Below are 18,514 nucleotides of genomic sequence, written 5' to 3'. Positions count from 1 at the left end.
TCATGCGATCCGGGCTGCGGCTGAAGTTCGGGCGTCCTACGCGCCAGGACGCGGTGTCCGGGTTCGTCACCGGCCTGTTCAGCATTCCCGAGGGGATGGCGTACGCCAGCATCGGCGGATTCAACCCGCTGCTCGGGTTGTACTCGGGGATGGTGCCGACCGCTGTCGGATCGTTGTTCTCCCGCACGGTGCTGATGACCACCACGCTGACCAGCGCGATCGCGTTGACCTCGCAGAGTGTGCTGGCCGAGGCGGGGCTCGAGCCGGACGATCTGAACAACGTGGCGACGCTGACCGTTCTGGTCGGCGTGATCATGGTCTTGTTCGGGCTGCTGCGGCTCGGCTCGGTGATGAGTTTCGTGTCCAACGCGGTGATGACCGGGTTCACCACCGGCATCGCGGTGCAGATCATCGCCGGGGTCCTGGGCGACGCGACCGGCTACGAGACCGACGCCCACAACACCCTTGCCAAGATCGCCGACTCGGTCGCGCACGTTGGCAGCTGGGACCTCACCTCGGTCCTGGTCGCGGCCGGCACCGTCGCCGTCTGGGCCGTCGTACACGCCGTGCCCCGGCTCAAGCCCTTCGCGGTGCTCGGCGCGCTCGTGGTGATGACCGCCGTCGCGGTGATCTTCAGCCTGGACGTGCGGACCGTCGGTGACATCGGCGCCATCCCGAACGCGCTGCCGCACCCGATCCTGCCCGACCTGTCGGTGCTGCCGGACCTGCTGTTCGGCGCGGTCGCGGTGGCCCTGGTCGCGCTGGCCCAGGCGGCCGGCATCGGTGCCGCGGTGCCCAACCCGGACGGCACCCGCCCCGACGTGTCGAAGGACTTCACCGCTCAGGGGCTGGCGAACCTGGCCGGCGGCTTCTTCCGGGCGCTGCCGACCGGCGGCTCGCTGTCGCGGACCGGGGTGGCCACCAGCGCGGGCGCCCGGACCCGCTGGGCGGGCATCTTCGCCGGGATCTTCCTGGCCCTGGTCGTGCTGGTCGCCGGCGGGGTGGCCGAGCTGATCCCGATGCCGGTCATCGGCGGCCTGATCCTGGTCATCGGCGGCGAGCTGATCGCCGGCCGGATCCCGGACCTCCGCCTGGTCTGGCGCACCGGATGGCTGCCGACCGTGGCGATGCTGGTCACCTTCGTGGCCACCACGCAACTGCCGCTGCAACAGGCGATCCTGCTGGGCGCCGGGCTGTCGCTGCTGCTGTACGCGGTCAACGCCGAACGCTCCGCCCGGCTCCAAGCCCTGGCCCGCGAGCCCGACGGCCGGTGGCGGCTCACCGAGATCCCCGACGAGCTGCCCAGCGACACGGTCACCGTCCTGCACTACCAGGGCGCCGGGCTCTTCGCCGAGGTGGCGAAACTCGACGAGGCCTGGCCGCGCCTGAACGGCGTACGCAATGCGGTGGTGATCCTGCACGCGCGGACCGTGCCCGACGTGCCTTCCTCGACCATCATCAAGGCGCTGAAGCGCCACGCCCAAGATCTTTCCCGGTACGGCTGCCAGCTCATGATCGTCGGCCTGGACCCGGCTGTGGCCCGGGTGCTCACCCGCACCGGCACCGCCGACGTTCTCGGCGCCGGCAACCTGATCGAGCAGACCCCGATCTTCTTCGAAGCACTCGACGCCGCCTACGACGAGGCCACCACCTGGATCGAATCTCACCGCCAGCAAGACGGCACCGGGCCGCCGGCTTGACCCATCCGCCGTGGCGGTGGCCGTACACGGTCCGAGGGATCGTGACCGGTCTCCAGAGCACGCTTCGTCACGACCGCCGGCTGTTGCTCAGTTGCTTGCGCTGGACTGACCAGCCTGTCGCGGCAACGGCCAGCCAGACGCCCGCGGTCAGTGCTGCCTCCGCCTGCCCGGCCGGGTCGCGAAGGAAGCCGAGCTGGTCGGGGAACGCCCGGGCCAGGCCGCTGAGGACGAGCGCAGCGCCGCCCAGAGCACAGACGACGGCCAGCGCCGCCCAGCGGAATCGCTGTGTCACCAGGCCGCCGATGAAGCCGCAGGCCGCGACGAACAGGATCAGCAGGATCAGGCTGCCGCCGTCAGGTTGCAGCAGGCCGAAGACCTTCGCGCCGATCACCGCGCCGGCAAGACCTCCGACGAAGAACAGCCCGGCCCGGAAGACTATGCGTGCCAGGACCAGCGCGACCACACCGGCGGCTACCGCCACGATCAACGCCGTCAGCAGCGAGGCGCCGAACGGCTCGGTGACCAGCCATCCCACTGCCAGGCCCGACCCGAACACAGCCAGGTTCAGTGAGCGGACTCCTGCGAAGCACAGCAGCACTCCGATGAGCAATACCCCAAGACCTGACGTATCCACGCGACACCCCTTGACCAAGCCTCCTGCCCGCACGGAGCCGCCGCATCCACCGCTGCGGATGAAGAGCGGCGACTTCGCCATGCTCGGATTGGGCATCTTCGAGACCCGCGGTGCACGAGTGAGCGGCGTCGCCGCGCTGAACCTGCGATCTCATCCCCGTCGGGTGAGTTGGGCGCCAGGTTCGGATGGCAGCGTCGGAGCAGAGACGTTCGGCTAACCGAGGGAGTTGCGACCGTGTCTCCGAACCTGGATGACCGTACGGATTTCGACAACGCGAATCGTGGGTTGGTGGCACGCCTCGAGCCGGGCGTCATCAAAGCGTCGGACGGTCGGGTGGTCTACGACGCCGACGCCTATACCGCGGCGACCGCGGGAGACTGCCCGCCGACGGTGAACCCGAGCCTGTGGCGCCAGAGCCAGTTGACCGCGATCCAGGGCCTGTTCGAGGTGACCGAAGGCATCTACCAGCTGCGCGGCATCGAACTGTCGAACATGACCCTCGTCGAGGGCGACACCGGCGTGATCGTGATCGACCCTGCGGTATCGGCAGAGGTGTCGGCGGCCGGGTTGGCGCTCTACCGGGCGCATCGCGGTGACCGGCCGGTCCGCGCGGTGATCTACACCCACTCACACATCGACCATTTCGGCGGTGTCCTCGGCGTCGTCGACGCGGACACCGACGTGCCGATCATCGCTCCGGCCGGGTTCCTGGACCATGCGGTGTCGGAGAACGTGTACGCCGGGACGGCGATGCTGCGCCGCGGCATGTACCACACCGGCATGGCCCTGCCGGTGAGCGCGACGGGAACGCTCGGCGTCGGGCTCGGCTCGGGTACATCGATGGGTACGGCCGGCCTGCTCGCACCCACCCTGGACATTACCCACACCGGTCAGGAGGAGACGCTCGACGGCGTCCGGATCATCTTCCAGATGACGCCCGGCACCGAGGCGCCTTCCGAGATGAACTTCCATTTCCCGCGACAGCGCGCATTGTGCCTTTCCGAGAACGTCACCCACAACTTGCACAACCTGCTCACCTTGCGCGGCGCCGAGGTCCGCGATGCGCGCGGCTGGTCGCGTTACATCAACGAGGCGATCGAGTTGTTCAGCGAGGACAGCGACGTGGCGTTCGCCTCGCACCACTGGCCGACCTGGGGCCCGGACAACATCGTCACCTTGATGAGGGAACAGCGTGACCTGTACGCGTTCCTGCACGACCAGACACTGCGGTTGATGAACCAGGGCTACATCGGCACCGAGATCGCCGAGATGATCGAGATGCCGCCCGGGCTGGACGCCGCCTGGCACACGCACGGCTACTACGGCTCGGTCAGCCACAACGTCAAGGCGATCTACCAGCGATACCTCGGCTGGTACGACGGCAACCCGGCCCACCTGTGGCAGCATCCGCCGGAAGCCGCCGCGGCCCGCTACGTCCAGGTCATCGGCGGTGTCGACGCCACCGTGACCCGGGCCCGGGAGTTCGCCGACGCAGGAGACCTGAGGTTCGCCGCCGAACTCGCTGGCCACGCTGTGTTCGCGGATGCGAACCATGCTGACGCCAGGGCGCTGCTCAGCGAGGTGTTCACCCGCCTCGGCCATGGATCGGAGTGCGCGACCTGGCGTAACAACTTCCTCACCGGGGCCCAGGAGTTGCACGGTCCAGTGGCGCCGATGGGGGTCAGTTCAGCGGGCATGGCGGGCGCTCTCACGGTGACGCAGCTGTTCGACAGCCTCGCCATCCGCCTCGACGGTAAACGCGCCTGGGACACCACGGCCTCGATCCGGTGGCATTTCAGCGACACCGGCGACATCTACCGCATGGAGCTGTCCAACGGCGTGCTCAGCCATCATCCGACCAGCCGGCTCAGCGACGCCGACCTCGTGATCACGCTGACAAAGCCGCAGCTGCTGGGCATGCTCGGCGGCGCCGGCAGCAGCGGCGTCCGGTTCGACGGTGACCCGAAGGTGTTCACCATGATCGCAGGCCTCACCGACGAGCCCGATCCGCGGTTCGCCATCGTCACCCCTTGACATCCTCTCCGCCGTGGAGCACGGGCATCTGGGCTACCGGCTGACCGCACAGGAACGCGCCGAGGCCGAGGCGCAACGGAAGCGCGCCGCCGAGTCGACATGAGCCTTCCGGGCCGGCCGGATCATCACGGGGCCGTGATCGGTGTGACGGCCGCGGCCAGCGTGGCTACGGCGAGCGGCGCGGCGGGCCCGGCTCGATGCGGTAGTCGGCCAAGGTCATGACGTCGACGACGCGGCTCGGGCCGCTGCGGTCGCGGCCTTCTCGTCGAGGCCGGGCCAGGAGCAGACGATGTGCAGGCCGGCGGATATGCCGTGGGTGGTGGCGGCCGGCAGGTGCCGGGCCAGGGCCGCGGTGAGCAGGTCGCGGCGGGCCCGGTAGCGCTGGCGGGTGCGGTGCAGGTGGCGGTCGTAGTGGCCGGACGCGATGAAGGCGGCGAAGGCTGTCTGGTCGATCGCCGGTGGGCCGGGAGCGGTGCCGGCTCGGCGAACGAGCGGGCCCATGGATGGCCATGGTCAGGTGCGCACTTCTGCCGAGATGAGTGCGTCACCGCTATTGAAGGAATGGTTCCCATTCTCGAATCTGAACGACATCGACACCGGCGGTGGCGAAATAGGGGTCGGCGGCGATGAGTGAGTCAACGGCCTTCCGGTCGGGCGCCTCCACGACAATCACGGCTCCGGCATCACCCGCCAGAGGACCCGCCATGCGGACGACGTTCTCATGGTGCAGGGCAGTCAGATGGCTGCGGTGCGCCGGCCGCGCAGCCAATCGCTCAGGAGTAGGGAGGAAACGAAGCTCGATGATCCACATGCTTGCAGGCTAGGTTGCTTCCGACGCGTGGCGCTGTATCAGTTGATACATGACCTCTTTGGCTTCTATCCCGGCCCTGCATACGCTCACGCCTACCGCGTTGGAGAAGCTGGCAGGTCGGACACGGACGGCACACTTTGCCGCGGGTGCCGTGCTGCGGCCAGCCGGTGAGGCGCCGAGTTCGGTGATGTTCCTTATGTCGGGGACGGTCGTGGCAACACACAGCCGGCCCGCCGGTGTCGAGGTGTGGCCCGAGCAGTGGACTGGTCCGGTGATCGTGGACAAGGCCGCGGCACTCGGCGGGCATCCACCCGCAACCGGCTTGATGGCGCTGACCAATATTTTCGTACGCCTACTACCTCCCGCTGCTTTCCTGGACCTGCTGGAGGAGGAACGATCGGTGCGCAAGCACGTGCTCGCCCAGTTGGCGCGGGACGCCATGGCCGCTAGGCGGCGACTCGCCCAGTTCGCTACTTTGCCTGCCGTAGCACAGATTGCTGGCTGGTTGAGCGAGCAGAACCGCGATCAACCGGTCGCCTGGCGCGGATCGCAGGAGCAGTTGGCTCGCGTTCTCGGCCTCAGTCGTGTCACTGTGAATCGGGCATTGGCGCGATTAACTCACGCTGGTGCTGTCAAGCAGGCTACGCACGGAATCATCATTGTCGACCGTGCCCGTCTCGATACATTCGTCGAAAATTGACGGCAGGTAGACCCTAAGCCGACGCACTCTCCTGCCGCTGGCCGGGCGCGGCGCTCCGTGCATCGGTCACGTCGTTCTGCGCGACGCCACCGGAGGCTGGTACGCACTCCCGCGGCCCCAGGGTATGACGATCAACTGCCGTGCGAGTGGGCGGCGCGCTGATTTAGGCTGCCCGGGTGAGCTCGCCGGACGTTCTGAGCATCGACAGGTTATCGAAGGGGCTTCTCGTCGAGTACCTCGGCGAGACGACCACCGACGATCTGGTCGTAGGCGTCGGCTATCCGGCACCTGTGTGCGACCGTCTCTGGTACGGACATCCCGGAGTCATCTGGGAGCCGGCGCCGCAGCATGTGCAAGTGACGTGGGTTGGGCTGGAGGACACGGTCCAAAGCTTCGGAAGCGGCCACAGCTGCAACGACCGCGGCCTGTACGGGTTGGGCGTCATCACAGCATCCGACTACGAGAAGCGACGCCGGCGCGTACTTGCAGGGCAAGCACCTCAGGAGTGAACGACTACAGCGCCCGAGCCTAGATCCGCAGGCAGCAGGCGTCCGCTTCTGCCGCGAAGCGCTTCTCCGGCGCCTGCGCACCGTCACACTGCGTGTAGCTGCTCGACACCGTCATGCCGGAAGCAGTGCGCGTTCGAGAGCCGTCGGCCACCACCCGCCTGCGTAGCTCGACTTGCTGCCATCCCGCGGCCCGCGGACGCCTACTTGCCCACCGGCAGCGATGACGTCGGCGCAATGATCGCGTAGCCCCAGGGCACGTCGGACTGGTCGCCTTCCATGAAGACAACGCTCTGCTCGGCGGGCAGGGTGCCCAAGTCGTTCACCGTCACTATTCCGTCGCAGGGGATCTCCGCGGTGACATGCGCCTCGTCAGAAGCGCCGGACCTGCCGCTGCGCACCCCGACTGACAGTGTCTTACCTGAGGTCGCCGATATGCAGGCGGCGTGCATCCAGTACTGCTGTCCGGCACGTGCGTCGCGACGCAGGGTGGTCTCGGCAACCGGGTGACCGTCCTTCTGGGTGACCACTCGTCGAGAAAGCTCACCGGCCACGGCGGGCGGCACCTCCAAGCGCGCCAGCGGCGTGCCGCTGCTGGTAGTAGCTGACGGCGCCTCGGACGGTTGCTCTTCATTGTGAGGCGACAAAGACGGTTTCGGTCCGGCGGCCGGGTCGTTCGTGCATCCCGCGATAGTGGCAGCTGCTACAACGACGAGTAGGGCCGTCGTCCGCGATCTTGACATGTGCTCATCATCCCCAAGCCGACAGCGAAGCGCCGACGAGCACACTGATCTGCCGCTGATCGCGCGTTCCGCTTGCAGGATCCGTCACGCTGAGTGGTCGGCGCGGCCCTCCCGTATGGGCGTGATGTGGTTCGAGTGGTGTGGTTAGCGTAGAAGCGCCCACGCCTGGGCGAAGTCCTGCTTGGTGAGGTCGCTGTCGCGGATCCAGTACTCGATGTGCCCCATGTCGCCGACCCATCCGTCGAGAGGGCCGACGCCGGGGATGTCAGCGAGAAGTACATAGTTGTCGTCGCGGTCGGCCAGTGACAGGACATCGGCGAGGCGCTGATAGGCGATCAGTCGTTCCTCCGCGCCGTGAGCGAAGAGCAAGGGAACATCGTCAGGAGGCTCTTCCAGGTCGTAGGTTCCCCACGCCGATGTCACCGTCTCCAGCACGCGCTCATGGGCGGCCTCCAACAACTCGAACGCCCGGTCGTCGAGGTCAAGGTCGAGCGGAGAGGGAAACGTCCACGTCACCTCTTCGCGCGCCGGGCATCGGTCACGAAACTCGTCGTCAGTCAGATCGTCCGGCCGGGGCAGAAGCGTCGCGGTGTCGCCGTGCAGCGTGTGGTGGACCAGCCAACCACCGTTCACGCCGTCGGCCGGCTCGTCGCCGATGGCTTCCAGGTCGTGGAAGAACTGCAGGATGCCCTCGGTCGGCATCGCCGGATGCCGCCTCGACAGTGGGCCCCGATCGCCCAACCGGACCTGCAGCAGGTGAACCAGTGGGATGCCGTCAGCGCGGCGCGGCCATTCGGGGAGACCGGCAACTGGCTCACCGCAGAACCAGGTCAGTCCCTCGGCGTCGGGATCGGGCACCACCGCCAGCCCCGGCTGAGGATTCAGGTCGAGGCCGGCCAGCCCGACGAGGGGGTTGTTCAGCCAGCGTTCCAGGTCAGCTTCCGAGTCCGGCCGCGGGACGAACGGGCGAGCCACCTGGCGGGCGCGCTCCCGGACTGAACGATCCTGATCGTGCTCCACGATCTGCTGCAACGTCCGTACCTGCGCCGGATCGTGGACGGCCGCTTCCGCCAGCCGATTGAGCTGGTCGACCAGCCGGGGTTCCACTGCCGGAAGCCGGGATGCCCCTGTTGCTCCCACCGCGACAACGTCCGCCAACCGTCAACCAGCTCGGACACCTGATCAACTGGCTCCTGCGACATGCGAACCATCCTGCCGTGGCATACCGCACGAGTGACGGCATTCCATAAGTTTCAGGCGACGGTCCATCCCAGATGACGCGCACACTTTTGCCGCCGATCGTTCGCGCCCCGCTGGGACAACACGCTCCGTGAGCTTCGCGCTGGCCACGCATACTCCCGCAGAGATGCGGACGTCTGAGCAGGCCCCTCACGGCGGCGCATGGGACGATCCACCAGTGCAGCGGATTGAGGTAACCAATAGCGGCATAACTGTGACGACGGTGACCGAGCCGTTGGTGTCGGTGTTCGGCAAGGAGATGCGTCCGGGCACCACCAGTATTTTTCAGCTGTCTTGGAGTGAGATCTCCAGTACCTCCCTGTCGGCGACCGAGTTCGCGCCGGACAACCTACGGTGGGTCAGCCTCACGGTGGACACCACTTGGGGCGAGTTCTCTGAGCTGCCCCAAGAGGCTGAGGGCTTCGCGGATGCCGTACGAGAACTGACGCGACGGTCAAGGCTTGCGGCGCCCGAGGTGAGCACCCCGGGCACGTTTGACGAACTGATCTGGGAAGCGCCTGCACTCTCGAGGTGAGGTGCGCGCTTCTGCCGCTGGCCGCGCGCGGCGCTCCCGTACAGCCGTCACGCTCGGTGCGACCAGCGCGGACGCCGGTACGCGCTCGTGCCGATGTGCGGATGTCGTCCCAGGGTCAGCAGGCGTCAGCCCAGTTCCCCGCGGCCAGCTGGAGTTGCCCGTTGGCGAAGCTGACGCGCGCGTCAGCTATCCATTGCCTAATGTCGACCGCTGTTCGCGCGTTCATCCACGAGTTCGTCCGCTCGACCACCCAGCGCTTTCCGATCTGGATCGGGGCGGGCACGCCCTTGCGGGCGATCTCGGCATCGAAGCCGATCTCGTCGAGTAGCTCGCGGGTGCGTTTACTGTCGTAGCCGCGGTCGAGGTGCGCGGTGACCTGCTCGGGCCAGTGATGGCGTAGCTGGGTGCTGCACTGATCGAAGGTGTCGCGCAGCAGCGGCGAGTCGTGCCGGTTGGCCGGAGCGCCGACGAGGCCGAGCGGGATGCCGTAGCCGTCGACGCCGGTCGAGCGTTTCATGCCGCCTTTGCCGCGGTCGACCGGGGACCGGCCGGCCCGGTCGCCGCCGCACGGCGCCTTGGTGATCGCGCCGTCGGCGCTGACGTCCGCCAGGTCCAGGCCGATCATCCGGTCATAGGCGTCCAGGGCCAGTTCGTGGAGTTGCTCGCCCAGCCCGGCCTGCGCCCACCGGTGCAGGCGCCGGCGGATCGTGCGATCCGAGCACTGCGTGGTGGCCACCCGTTCGTAACCCGATCCGTGAACGAGGGCGGCAATGACCAGTTCGAACACGACCCGGTTCGGGATTGCCCGGCGGTGACATCCGAGGGGATGCGCCGGGTCGAAGCCGGGTCGCTCGGGACACAGCGCGGCGAACTGGACGAAGATCGGTTCGAGCAACGATGATGGCAGCGCAGGCACGGGACTCCGTCGATCGCTGAGCGTAGAGAACTCTGATGATCAACATCCCGTGCCTGTTTGCTATCTCGGGGTGCCCAGTTGTCCGGATCGTGGATGCCTACTGCCGGTCGCCCTAAGCCGAGTGGAGTGCGTCCGATCGCGTCGAGGGCTAAACGCTCATTTACTACCTGCGCCGGCAAGCGGGATCTTTAGCTTAAGCGGCCAGCCGCAGCCAGGTCAGCACGGCCAGGACGCGCTTGTTGGTGGTGGCCCGGCCCTCGCCGGGCAGGCTGATGCCGAGCTTGTCGAAGATGCGGCCCGCGTGGTCCTCGATGGTGCGTTCGGTGAGCGAGAGCCGGCCCGCGATGCCGACGTTCGAATAGCCCTCGGCCATGAGTTTCAGCACCTCGGTCTCCTGGCGGGTCAGCGAGTCCAGTGCGCTGTCGCGCCGAGCCGGGCGCAGCAGGCGGCTCGCGACCGAGCGGCCCAGCACGGGCTCGCCGTCGACCAGCCGGGACAGTTGCGGGCCCAGCGAAAAGATGTCGACCTCGTCCTTGCGCAGGTAGCCGATGCCGGTCTCGAAGTCGCGGAGCAACTGGATCGCCTGCGTGGTCGCGGTCTGCGCGGACAGCATGAGGATCGCCGTGCCCGGGCAGTCCTTCTTCACCGTACGGGCGACCTCGATTCCCTCGTCCGCGGAGTCTTCGGAGAGCCGCACGTCGATGATTGCCACGTCGACCCGGTGGCCGCGAACACCGATGACCAGTTCGCTGCCCGTCGCCGCTTCGACGAGCACGTCGTGACCGCTGTCGCGCAGGCACTGGGCGACAGCCGTACGGAAGATGGCGTGGTCGTCAGCGATGGCGATTTTCATGACGCTGCTCCGATCAACGGGATCGTGACGGTGAGCCGGGTGCCCTCTCCGGTGCGGCTGGTCAGCTCGAGGCGGCCGCGCAACGCCCTCACCCGATCCTCGACCCCGTGCAGGCCGCCGCCGAGCGTCACCGTAGCCCCGCCCCGGCCGTCGTCCTCGACCTCGCCAACGATCGCGTCGTCCGAGGCGGCGACCCGGACCTGCACCGACTCGGCCCCGGCATGCTTCATGACGTTCGTGAGCGCCTCGCTCAAGATGTAGTACATCGCCAGCTCGATACGCGGGGGAAAGCGGCGGGCGGGCACGTCGAGCTTGATCCGTCGGCCGAAGCCCTCGGCGGCCTCCTCAAGCGCCCCGGCCAGCCCATCGTGGGCCAGCGAGGTGGGATGCAGTCCGCGGCTGATCGAACGGACCTGCTCGATCACGGCGACGACACGGTCGTTGCACTCGGCCAGCCGGTCAAGGGCGGCACCCGGCGGCACCCAGCCCGAGCAGCCCGATCAATTGGAGGCGCAGGGCGGCGAGCTCCTGCTGCACCCCGTCGTGCAGGTCGCGCGCTAGCTCCTTCCGGCCGTCGTCCTCGGCGGCCATCAGCCGGTCCTGAATGTCGCGCATCTCCTCGGCATGCACGAGCTGCATCTGCACAGCCTGCAACGCCGACGACGAGGCCTGCAGAGCGGTCCGTACAGCCGGGTCGTGCTCGGCCTCGGCGGCGTTCAGCACGCAGACCGCCAACGGATCCCCGGCCGGCGTCAAGATCTTCACACCGGACGCCGACCGCCGCAGGCGCCCCGCCGTGTCGACGTAGGCGGCCGCGCCGGGGATCCAGTACTGGACCTCGAGCGCCGGGTCGCGCAGCACCACCCGCAGCGCCGACTGCACCGAGTCGGAGGTCGCGTGACCGATCAGTGTGACGAGCCGGGCGGCGACCCGGTTCTCCTGCCAGGCCGCGCGCAAAGCGCCGGCGAACAGGGTCAGCGGCAGGATGATCGCGGTCGTGCCCTGGGCGCCGCGGGCCGACATGATCGCGTCGACCGAGCTATCCGTACCCATGATCGGGTATTGGACGACGGCGGCGGTCACCGCGAAGACGCCGCTGACCACGATCATGGCGGTGCTGTTGCGCGGGCCTGGCTTTCTCTGCTGCAGGACGAGCACCAGCACGAAGGTGAGGGCGAGGACCACGTACAGGATGGCGCCCGCCTCGGTGACCGCCGAGCCGACCGGCTCCGGCACGTCGAGGTTGAACCACAGCACGTCCGGCGCGTAACCCAGGCGCTCCGGCGGGACGGTCAGGCAAATCGCGGTCTGCGAGAAGAGCAGAATGACGAAGGCCTCGATCACCCAGGCCCGCTCGTACCAGCGGTCGAAGCGCGGCCGGCCGTGCAACAGGATGCCGGTGCCGAGCGCCAAGAAGAAGAACGACTGCGTGTACTCCCCGATGAGGGGGTAGGCGCCGGTGTTCCGGGCGAGTACCCAGCCGACTGCGAAGAGCACCGCGGCGGCCAGGAGCAGCAATCCGGTGCGCGGACTGCCGCCGCGCTGGGCCAGCAGCAGACCGGCGCCGGCGAGTAGGCCGGAGAGGACCACCGCGAGGACGGCCGGGATCGGATGGCTCACCCAGTAGGGCCAGGCGGCCGGCAACGGGATCAGGCCGACGGCGACGGCGATCAACACCGGCAACGCGGCCGGCGGCACCGTCCGGGGAGAGCGCTCGTGAAGGTACACCGGATGCACCTCCGCATCGTGCTCGACGTCGTTCGGCAGAAGGAACCGGGCGTCCCCGGGTCGGAACCGTGGAAAACCACGTCCGTCCACCGTGCCCACCCGCCGTGCCGGTGGAAACCCCCGATCGGGCGACCCGCGGATCCACCATAGACATTCCTTGTTACCCACATGGCCCATGTCCGGCCCTCGAATCACCATGGAATGCAAGTCCGAATGGAGAGGATCGACATGAAGAACAGGACCCGATCAACCATTCTCCTGGCGGCATTCGTGGCCGTTATCATGCTCGGCGGCGCCGCTTTCGCCGCTTATTCCTGGACGCGCCGGACGGCGGTCGAAGTGCGGACGGCGCCGGTGGCCGAGCCGAGCGTGAAGATCAACGGTGAGGTGCGCGGGCTGCTGCCCGGCGAGAGTGGCACGGTCGTCGCCGTCATCGGCAACGTCAACGACTTCCCAGTACAGGTCACAAGCATCAAGGGCGGCAACACGGCGACCGGTGGCGGATGCCCGGAGTGGGCCGTCCGGGTCGTCGAACCCGACACAAAACTCGTCGTGCCGGGCCGGTCGACCAAGAAGGTCCCGGTGCGGATCCGGATGGAGGACTGGGCCGATGAAAAATGCGCCGGCCAGCAATTCTCCCTAGAGATCGTCACCACCATCTCACCGGCATAGAAGGGGACACTCATGGAAATCGCCGCCTGCGTCGCCGGGCTTCTCGCCGCCGCCCTGGTGAGCTGGCTCATCAACCAGCTGACGAGTTTCAGAGATCGGTCCGCGTCTTTTCGAATGCTGGTCGTGCTGGGAGTCGTTGTCCTCTGCGTCGCGTCCGCTCTGATCATCCGGTGGCAGGCCGCGCTCGGCGAGATCGACAAGCCGGTCGCGGTAATCACGTCGCCGGTGGACGGAGCACACATCGACCGTCCGCAGGTGGTCACCATCGAAGTCCGCCGAGGGCTGCCGAAGGGACACACGCTGTGGCTGGCCTATCAGAACGAGCTGGGCGGCCCGGTCGTCGTCCAGGCGGCCAAATGCCAGATCATCGGGACCAGCGCCGACTGCGGCCCGCTCTACGTCGGCCACGACAAGCGTGACCGCGCCGCCTTCAAACTGTTCCTGGTCGTGGCCGACGCCAAAGCAACCGCGGAGCTGAAAGGCGACGGAAGCGCAGCCCAGAGAGGAGAAGGAAGCAACGTGCTGCGGCCCGGCCTGCCCGACGGTGCGGAGCGAGTCAGCATCACCCGGCACGTGAGGTTGAAGGACTGAGCAGGTCGACAGGGTGGCCAGGACCGGGTCCTGGCCACCCTCACCGCGCATGGGATCAGCCTTCAACATCGCTGACAACCTGGCCGGCGTCTCGCAGCATTAACCTGGAGCCTTCCGGATCTGCCGCCGATCGTGCGTGCCAGCCATGGCGAGCCGTCACGCTGGGTGGTCGATTTGCCGGTCCGGCCAGCATCTTGAACTGCCGATGTGCGCGCGTGGAGGCCGCGATGCGACGACCGCGTGTGCAGGCCGTCGAACTGCCGCCGCAGCGGTGGGAGGCTATCGAGTTCGTCCTCTCTCATTCGCGTATTCCACAAGCTCGGCAACCATCGGCTCCAGGAAAGGGGACGCAAGGCGGAAACCTTCAATCTTCTGATGTCCCAGATTACCAACGGTCTGCCCTGGATCCCATTCCCATGGTTCGCCTTGCTGGTCTGTGACACCAGATACGACACAACGCTGAAAGTACGGAGATTCTGGCTGCTTAGCGAAAGTCCAGCGATATGCAGGCGCCAAATGTATTAATGTCTCGCCCACATATAGGCCGATGTCATGAGAAATCGCATACCAGAGTGCAGACAAGCGACCTGGCCGCACTGAGTCAGCTGCCAGTGAACTGAGAAACCAAGCCTCCAGTGGCCACAGCGACTCTGCCGTTAGATTCAGAGTGATTCCCTCAGGGCCGACTACCCTGGCCAACTCTGCAATGCGTTCATCAACGCTGCTGACAATGCGATCGAACTCGTGTCTCGCATCCTCGGGTGAGGCGAGACGGGATACCACTTTCAAGCTGGACCTGTATGGCCGATATGCCCGCACTGCCATGCACCTACTGTAGCCAAGCCTGTAGTGATCTGGTTTCCATTATCGAATCAGGCCGAGGGCCGCGGCGCGACCCGCATCTCGGCCGCCAGATTTCCGGATCTGCCGCCGGCCGCGCGCGGCGCTCCGCGCAGCCGTCACGTTCTATGCGACCAGCGCGGACGCCGGTACGCACTCGTGTCGAAGAGAGCGGATGTCGCCGTGGAGCGCGGAGTAAAAGGCACGGTCGATGGATACCGGCACCCCGCGGCCTCTGTATCCGAACACGGCGTGCCTGAACCGCCGCCGGTATACCGCCGACTCTGAGCGACACCGACCACGGCTGTCGGCCAGTGGGAGATCATGAGATCGGGTACCAATGGTGCGCGGAGGGTGCCGGGTTTGGTGGTGGCCGTGTTCCCGTCGATGGTCCCGATCGGCTTGCCTCGCAAGTCGACGACAAGATCCTTGGCCTTCTCGACGCCTTAAATGATGTCGTACCGTGGTCGAGTGTCCAGCACAAGCGCTTCAGCAGATCGTAGGTGGGTAGCCGAAGCATTTCCGTCCGCGGAGTACGACGATGCGGTCGCCCTAGGGCCGTTGTTGCCGCATGAAAGGTTCAAACCGTCATATCGGTTCGTGGTGAGCATCGGGGGCGAGGAGGTAGCAATCCCGTACCGCATCTACGGCGCCGAGTTGGATGATGGTGACCTGGCCGCGCTGTCGACGAGTCAGCGGATCATCATGCACTGTCTCTACACGCGCCACCATGACGGTCGAGTTCGCCAGCGCCATTTGAGGCTGATAGTTGGCGAGTTACGCCCGTGGATAGCTCCGTTTGTTGTCCAGTTGGTCGGCGAGTATGTCGCCGATATCCTGCTCGACATCCGAGACGGTCTCGTGGAGGTCGACGTCTCCGGGACGGACATGCACGCCATGTACGGAAGGTTCGGCGCTGCCAATCCGGAGTTCATCGCTCTCACCCGGCAGCGCGTCGCCAGCTATTGGAATTGCTACTACCGCAATTCGTGGGCCGACCGCTCCTACTATCCCGGAACGACTGTGATTGAGTCGTTGAGGGCAGCCTCCCGTCAGTTCGATGCGACGAAGTGAGTTCACCCGCTTCATTCCGGCGCGCGGTGTTCGGCGTCCGCTGGCCCAGAGAATCTAGACGAATCCAAGATGTATAATCGATTCCGACATGATTTCACGCATGATAAACACTGACCGTGCGCGACGAATGCAGCGCAGTATCAACCCTTGATCGAAGATCGCCGCTCCTGTGCCCGCATCTGCCGCGACGCGCTTGTCCGGCGCCTGCACGCCGTCACGCTGCGTGTAGCTGCTCGGCGCATCATCATGCCGCTGGCCGTGCGCGGCGCTTCGCGTAGCCGTCACGCTCTGTGCGGCCAGCGCAGAGCCGCCAACGTGCTCGTGCCGAGGAGAGTGGGTTGTCATGGCTTGGAAAGCGGGGATCTTGCTTCAGGACGGATAGGGCAGGTCAGGAAGCCCGTCGCTTACTGGAGCGCCCGCGTTACCTTGAGTAGATCTTCTGGGGGCAGTCCACCCAATCTTCGAGCCGCGTATTCGTTGTCGCAAACCAGTACGTCACCCTGCATGGACCACGTGCCCCCGCGGTCTTCGAGCAATTGTTGAGCGGCTTCCACAGCAAGCTCGCGGGGACACGCCGCATTACCGACGGCCAGAAGCGCGTCAGCCACCCGATTCACCAGGTCGGTTGGCGAATCCACGTCACCCAGCGCGCGCACCAGCAGAAGCAGCCGCTGTGCAGATGACCCTAGGCTGCCCCGTTCGATCAACCTCCGTGCTTCCGGCCAGGACAACCCAGGCCCATAGGAGTGGGCTGCGACAGCTGCCACGGCAATACAACGGCCGTCTCCGGGCAAGACCACGAAGTCGTGGCCCTCCTTTTCATCGATCACGTACCAGATGGCCAACGCGAAGTCTCCGGCTTGGGTTCCGAGCCTCAGTACCCCCTCCCTGTCACGCTGATGTGAGACAGCCCGTCTACCAGGGGATACTCTTCCTGGACGGCCCTGAGGAGAGCACATCAGCATGACGTCGAAGCCCCACGAGAGCCTGGATCCGGACGCCCGGCCCCAGCGGCGGACATTCACCGCAGAGTTCAAGGCGAGGATCCTGGACGAGTACGAGTCGGCGCCGGACGCGGCGGCTCGCGGGGCGATCCTGCGCCGGGAACGGCTGTACGGGTCACACATTCTCGACTGGCGCAAGGCCCGCGATGCCGGAGCCGAGGCCGGCCTGACGGACCGGCGGCAATCGGCCGCGCGGGCGGCGAAGAAAGCCGAGAACGCCGAACTTGCCCGCCTTCAGCGCGAGAACGCCCGGCTGCAGGCCAAGCTGGCCAAGACCGAGACCGCGCTTTCGATCATGGGAAAAGCGCACGCGCTCTTGGAACTGCTCTCCGAGAGCGCGGACACCGCGCCGACGCCGAACCCGTCCTCGCCGAGGCGCAGCAGGCGCTGACCGAGCTCTGGGGTATCGCGCCCGCGTGCCGGCTGACCGGCCTGTCACGCGCCACCCTGTACCGGCGCCGCAACCCACCCGCCGAGCCGAAGCCGCGCACGCCGCGCAAGCCACCACCGTCCGCGTTGTCCGAGGCCGAGCGTGAGCAGGTGCTGCAGCTGCTGAACCGGCCCGAATACCAAGATCTGGCACCGGCGCAGGTGTGGGCCCGGGAGCTCGACGAGGGCCGCTGGTGGTGCTCGGAGTCCACGATGTACCGGATCCTGCGGGCCGCCGGGCAGACCGGTGAACGCCGGGCCCAGGCCACGCACCCGGCCCGGACCAAGCCCGAACTCGTGGCCGACGCACCCAATCAGGTCTGGTCCTGGGATATCACGAGGCTGCGCGGCCCGGTCAAAGGCGTGTGGTTCCACCTCTACACGGTGATCGACATCTGGTCCCGCTACGTCGTCGGTCATCTGGTCGCCGCCTACGAGGACGGCCAGCTCGCCGAAGCACTGATCGCTGACGCGGCCGCCCGGGAACGCGTGAACCAGGACCAGTTGATCGTGCACGCCGACCGGGGTGCGGCGATGACCAGCAAGACCGTCACCCAGCTACTGACCGATCTGAAAATCGGCCGTAGTCACAGCCGGCCCAAGACCTCCAACGACAACCCGTTCATCGAGGCCAGCTTCAAGACACTCAAGTACGACCCAAGCTTCCCGAACCGGTTCGGCTCCATCCAGCACGCCCGGCAGCACTGCGAGGCGTTCTACACCTACTACAACCACGAGCACCGGCACTCCGGGATCGGCCTGCACACCCCGGCATCGGTGCATCACGGCACCGCCGGGCAGATCCGCGAGCAGCGGCAACGCACCCTCGACGCCGCCTGGGCCGCCCATCCGCAACGGTTCGGGCGCCGCCGGCCGCAACCGCCTCGCCTCCCGGACCAGGCATGGATCAACAAACCCGACGACAACGCCCTCGAACAGGCCGCCGCCGCACCAACGACCAGCCTTCCGGCAGCACAAAGCTAAACAAAATCAAGAAACTGTCTCAGTTGACTTGACAGGTTCCGGTTCCTGCGAATCCTGACCGCCAAGGCTGAAAGCGCCGGACGGACCACGATTCCCGTGGACGCCGCTCACACCTCCCAGACCTGCCCCGAGTGCGGGCACGTCGCGAAGCAGAACCGCCGCACCCAAGCCGAGTTCACCTGCCAGGGCTGCGGCTACACCGACCACGCCGACATCGTCGGCGCGATCAACGTGTTGAGACGCGGGCTGGCGTCTCAGCCCGAACCCGTCAAGGTTTAGGCGAAGCCCCGTCCTTCAGGACGGGGAGCAGTCACCGTGACACTACGACGTCTGGCATGAACGCTGCCGGCACCACGGAAACCGCGGAACCCGCTTCGCGCGCCGACCCTCCCACCTCTGGAACGAAAGTCCCGACCTACACCACTCTGATCGACGAACGCCACCTCGTAAACCATCGCGTCCTCGACCGCGGCCGTCGAACGGCTCGAGTCGATCAGCCAGGTCACCGCCAAGCCTCACAG

Annotated in this window: 21 protein-coding genes and 1 pseudogene; 11 read left to right on the top strand and 11 right to left on the bottom strand. The window is 66.8% G+C overall.

The features are described from left to right. Positions 1-2: 2 nt before the first annotated feature. Positions 3-1,700, top strand: a complete 1,698-nt coding sequence (locus tag OHA21_RS16245; protein WP_328478433.1) for a SulP family inorganic anion transporter — start codon at positions 3-5, stop codon at positions 1,698-1,700. Between the two features lie 67 nt (positions 1,701-1,767). Here OHA21_RS16245 and OHA21_RS16240 read toward each other — a convergent pair whose 3' ends face one another. After that, the gene (locus OHA21_RS16240; RefSeq protein ID WP_328474825.1) at positions 1,768-2,415 is read right to left on the bottom strand and encodes a hypothetical protein; all 648 of its coding nucleotides are present in this window, start codon (positions 2,413-2,415) and stop codon (positions 1,768-1,770) included. A gap of 207 nt (positions 2,416-2,622) precedes the next feature. Between OHA21_RS16240 and OHA21_RS16235 the strand changes: the two genes are divergently transcribed. Next, positions 2,623-4,368, top strand: coding sequence for an alkyl/aryl-sulfatase (locus OHA21_RS16235; protein ID WP_328474823.1), 1,746 nt, complete (start codon positions 2,623-2,625; stop codon positions 4,366-4,368). 216 nt (positions 4,369-4,584) lie between these two features. Here the strand turns inward: OHA21_RS16235 and OHA21_RS16230 are convergent, their stop codons facing one another. Both OHA21_RS16230 and OHA21_RS16225 read right to left on the bottom strand, forming a co-directional pair. Continuing rightward, positions 4,585-4,869 (bottom strand): hypothetical protein, encoded by a 285-nt coding sequence (locus tag OHA21_RS16230; RefSeq protein WP_328474821.1) that lies wholly within the window; start codon positions 4,867-4,869, stop codon positions 4,585-4,587. 49 nt (positions 4,870-4,918) lie between these two features. Further along, positions 4,919-5,179 (bottom strand): YciI family protein, encoded by a 261-nt coding sequence (locus OHA21_RS16225; RefSeq protein ID WP_328474819.1) that lies wholly within the window; start codon positions 5,177-5,179, stop codon positions 4,919-4,921. 49 nt (positions 5,180-5,228) lie between these two features. On the opposite strand from OHA21_RS16225, the gene OHA21_RS16220 reads away from it, so the two are divergent. Both OHA21_RS16220 and OHA21_RS16215 read left to right on the top strand, forming a co-directional pair. Next, positions 5,229-5,879 (top strand): Crp/Fnr family transcriptional regulator, encoded by a 651-nt coding sequence (locus OHA21_RS16220; protein ID WP_328474817.1) that lies wholly within the window; start codon positions 5,229-5,231, stop codon positions 5,877-5,879. A gap of 176 nt (positions 5,880-6,055) precedes the next feature. Further along, entirely contained in the window at positions 6,056-6,388 is a 333-nt protein-coding gene (locus tag OHA21_RS16215) for a hypothetical protein (protein WP_328474815.1), read from the top strand. A 200-nt stretch (positions 6,389-6,588) separates the two neighbouring features. Here OHA21_RS16215 and OHA21_RS16210 read toward each other — a convergent pair whose 3' ends face one another. Both OHA21_RS16210 and OHA21_RS16205 read right to left on the bottom strand, forming a co-directional pair. After that, the gene (locus OHA21_RS16210) at positions 6,589-6,939 is read right to left on the bottom strand and encodes a hypothetical protein (RefSeq protein WP_328474813.1); all 351 of its coding nucleotides are present in this window, start codon (positions 6,937-6,939) and stop codon (positions 6,589-6,591) included. 333 nt (positions 6,940-7,272) lie between these two features. Next, a complete protein-coding gene (locus OHA21_RS16205) occupies positions 7,273-8,235 on the bottom strand; it encodes a DUF1963 domain-containing protein (RefSeq protein ID WP_328474811.1) in 963 nt (320 codons plus the stop codon). A gap of 223 nt (positions 8,236-8,458) precedes the next feature. Between OHA21_RS16205 and OHA21_RS16200 the strand changes: the two genes are divergently transcribed. Continuing rightward, positions 8,459-8,902, top strand: a complete 444-nt coding sequence (locus OHA21_RS16200) for a hypothetical protein (RefSeq protein WP_328474809.1) — start codon at positions 8,459-8,461, stop codon at positions 8,900-8,902. 139 nt (positions 8,903-9,041) lie between these two features. Here OHA21_RS16200 and OHA21_RS16195 read toward each other — a convergent pair. The 4 genes and pseudogenes from OHA21_RS16195 to OHA21_RS16180 all read right to left on the bottom strand — a co-directional run. Beyond that, positions 9,042-9,818, bottom strand: a pseudogene (locus OHA21_RS16195) (IS5 family transposase); the annotation flags it as partial. 193 nt (positions 9,819-10,011) lie between these two features. Beyond that, a complete protein-coding gene (locus OHA21_RS16190) occupies positions 10,012-10,671 on the bottom strand; it encodes a response regulator transcription factor (protein WP_328474805.1) in 660 nt (219 codons plus the stop codon). Continuing rightward, positions 10,668-11,096, bottom strand: coding sequence for a sensor histidine kinase (locus OHA21_RS16185; RefSeq protein ID WP_328474803.1), 429 nt, complete (start codon positions 11,094-11,096; stop codon positions 10,668-10,670). The genes OHA21_RS16190 and OHA21_RS16185 overlap by 4 nt, the downstream gene beginning before the upstream one ends. Before the next feature lie 34 nt (positions 11,097-11,130). After that, positions 11,131-12,399, bottom strand: coding sequence for a histidine kinase (locus OHA21_RS16180; RefSeq protein ID WP_328474801.1), 1,269 nt, complete (start codon positions 12,397-12,399; stop codon positions 11,131-11,133). Positions 12,400-12,612: 213 nt separating this feature from the next. Here OHA21_RS16180 and OHA21_RS16175 point away from each other — a divergent pair, with 213 nt between their 5' ends. The 3 genes from OHA21_RS16175 to OHA21_RS16165 all read left to right on the top strand — a co-directional run bounded on the left by OHA21_RS16175 (position 12,613) and on the right by OHA21_RS16165 (position 15,576). Then, positions 12,613-13,071, top strand: coding sequence for a hypothetical protein (locus tag OHA21_RS16175; protein WP_328474799.1), 459 nt, complete (start codon positions 12,613-12,615; stop codon positions 13,069-13,071). Between the two features lie 12 nt (positions 13,072-13,083). Next, positions 13,084-13,662 carry a hypothetical protein gene (locus OHA21_RS16170; protein WP_328474797.1) on the top strand — a complete coding sequence of 193 codons (579 nt, stop codon included), beginning with the start codon at positions 13,084-13,086 and terminating at the stop codon, positions 13,660-13,662. Between the two features lie 1,311 nt (positions 13,663-14,973). After that, positions 14,974-15,576 (top strand): hypothetical protein, encoded by a 603-nt coding sequence (locus OHA21_RS16165; protein ID WP_328474795.1) that lies wholly within the window; start codon positions 14,974-14,976, stop codon positions 15,574-15,576. 54 nt (positions 15,577-15,630) lie between these two features. Here OHA21_RS16165 and OHA21_RS16160 read toward each other — a convergent pair whose 3' ends face one another. Then, on the bottom strand, positions 15,631-15,921 hold the full coding sequence (locus tag OHA21_RS16160) for a hypothetical protein (protein ID WP_328474793.1): 291 nt from the start codon (positions 15,919-15,921) through the stop codon (positions 15,631-15,633). A 59-nt stretch (positions 15,922-15,980) separates the two neighbouring features. Next, positions 15,981-16,421, bottom strand: a complete 441-nt coding sequence (locus OHA21_RS16155; RefSeq protein ID WP_328474791.1) for a hypothetical protein — start codon at positions 16,419-16,421, stop codon at positions 15,981-15,983. Between the two features lie 118 nt (positions 16,422-16,539). Here OHA21_RS16155 and OHA21_RS16150 point away from each other — a divergent pair, with 118 nt between their 5' ends. The 3 genes from OHA21_RS16150 to OHA21_RS16140 are packed head-to-tail and all read left to right on the top strand — an operon-like array spanning position 16,540 to position 18,272. Beyond that, positions 16,540-16,971, top strand: coding sequence for a hypothetical protein (locus OHA21_RS16150; RefSeq protein ID WP_328468874.1), 432 nt, complete (start codon positions 16,540-16,542; stop codon positions 16,969-16,971). After that, positions 16,968-17,993 (top strand): IS3 family transposase, encoded by a 1,026-nt coding sequence (locus OHA21_RS16145; RefSeq protein ID WP_328478429.1) that lies wholly within the window; start codon positions 16,968-16,970, stop codon positions 17,991-17,993. Before OHA21_RS16150 ends, OHA21_RS16145 begins: the two co-directional genes overlap by 4 nt. A gap of 45 nt (positions 17,994-18,038) precedes the next feature. Then, complete coding sequence (locus OHA21_RS16140) at positions 18,039-18,272, top strand: transposase (RefSeq protein ID WP_328478431.1); 234 nt, start codon at positions 18,039-18,041, stop codon at positions 18,270-18,272. The last annotated feature ends 242 nt before the right edge of the window (positions 18,273-18,514 follow it).

This window comes from Actinoplanes sp. NBC_00393 (assembly GCF_036053395.1).
In the GTDB taxonomy this organism is placed as follows: Bacteria; Actinomycetota; Actinomycetes; order Mycobacteriales; family Micromonosporaceae; genus Actinoplanes.
The sequence above is the reverse complement of the archived record's forward strand: the minus strand, read 5'-3'. Positions and strand labels throughout refer to the sequence as shown.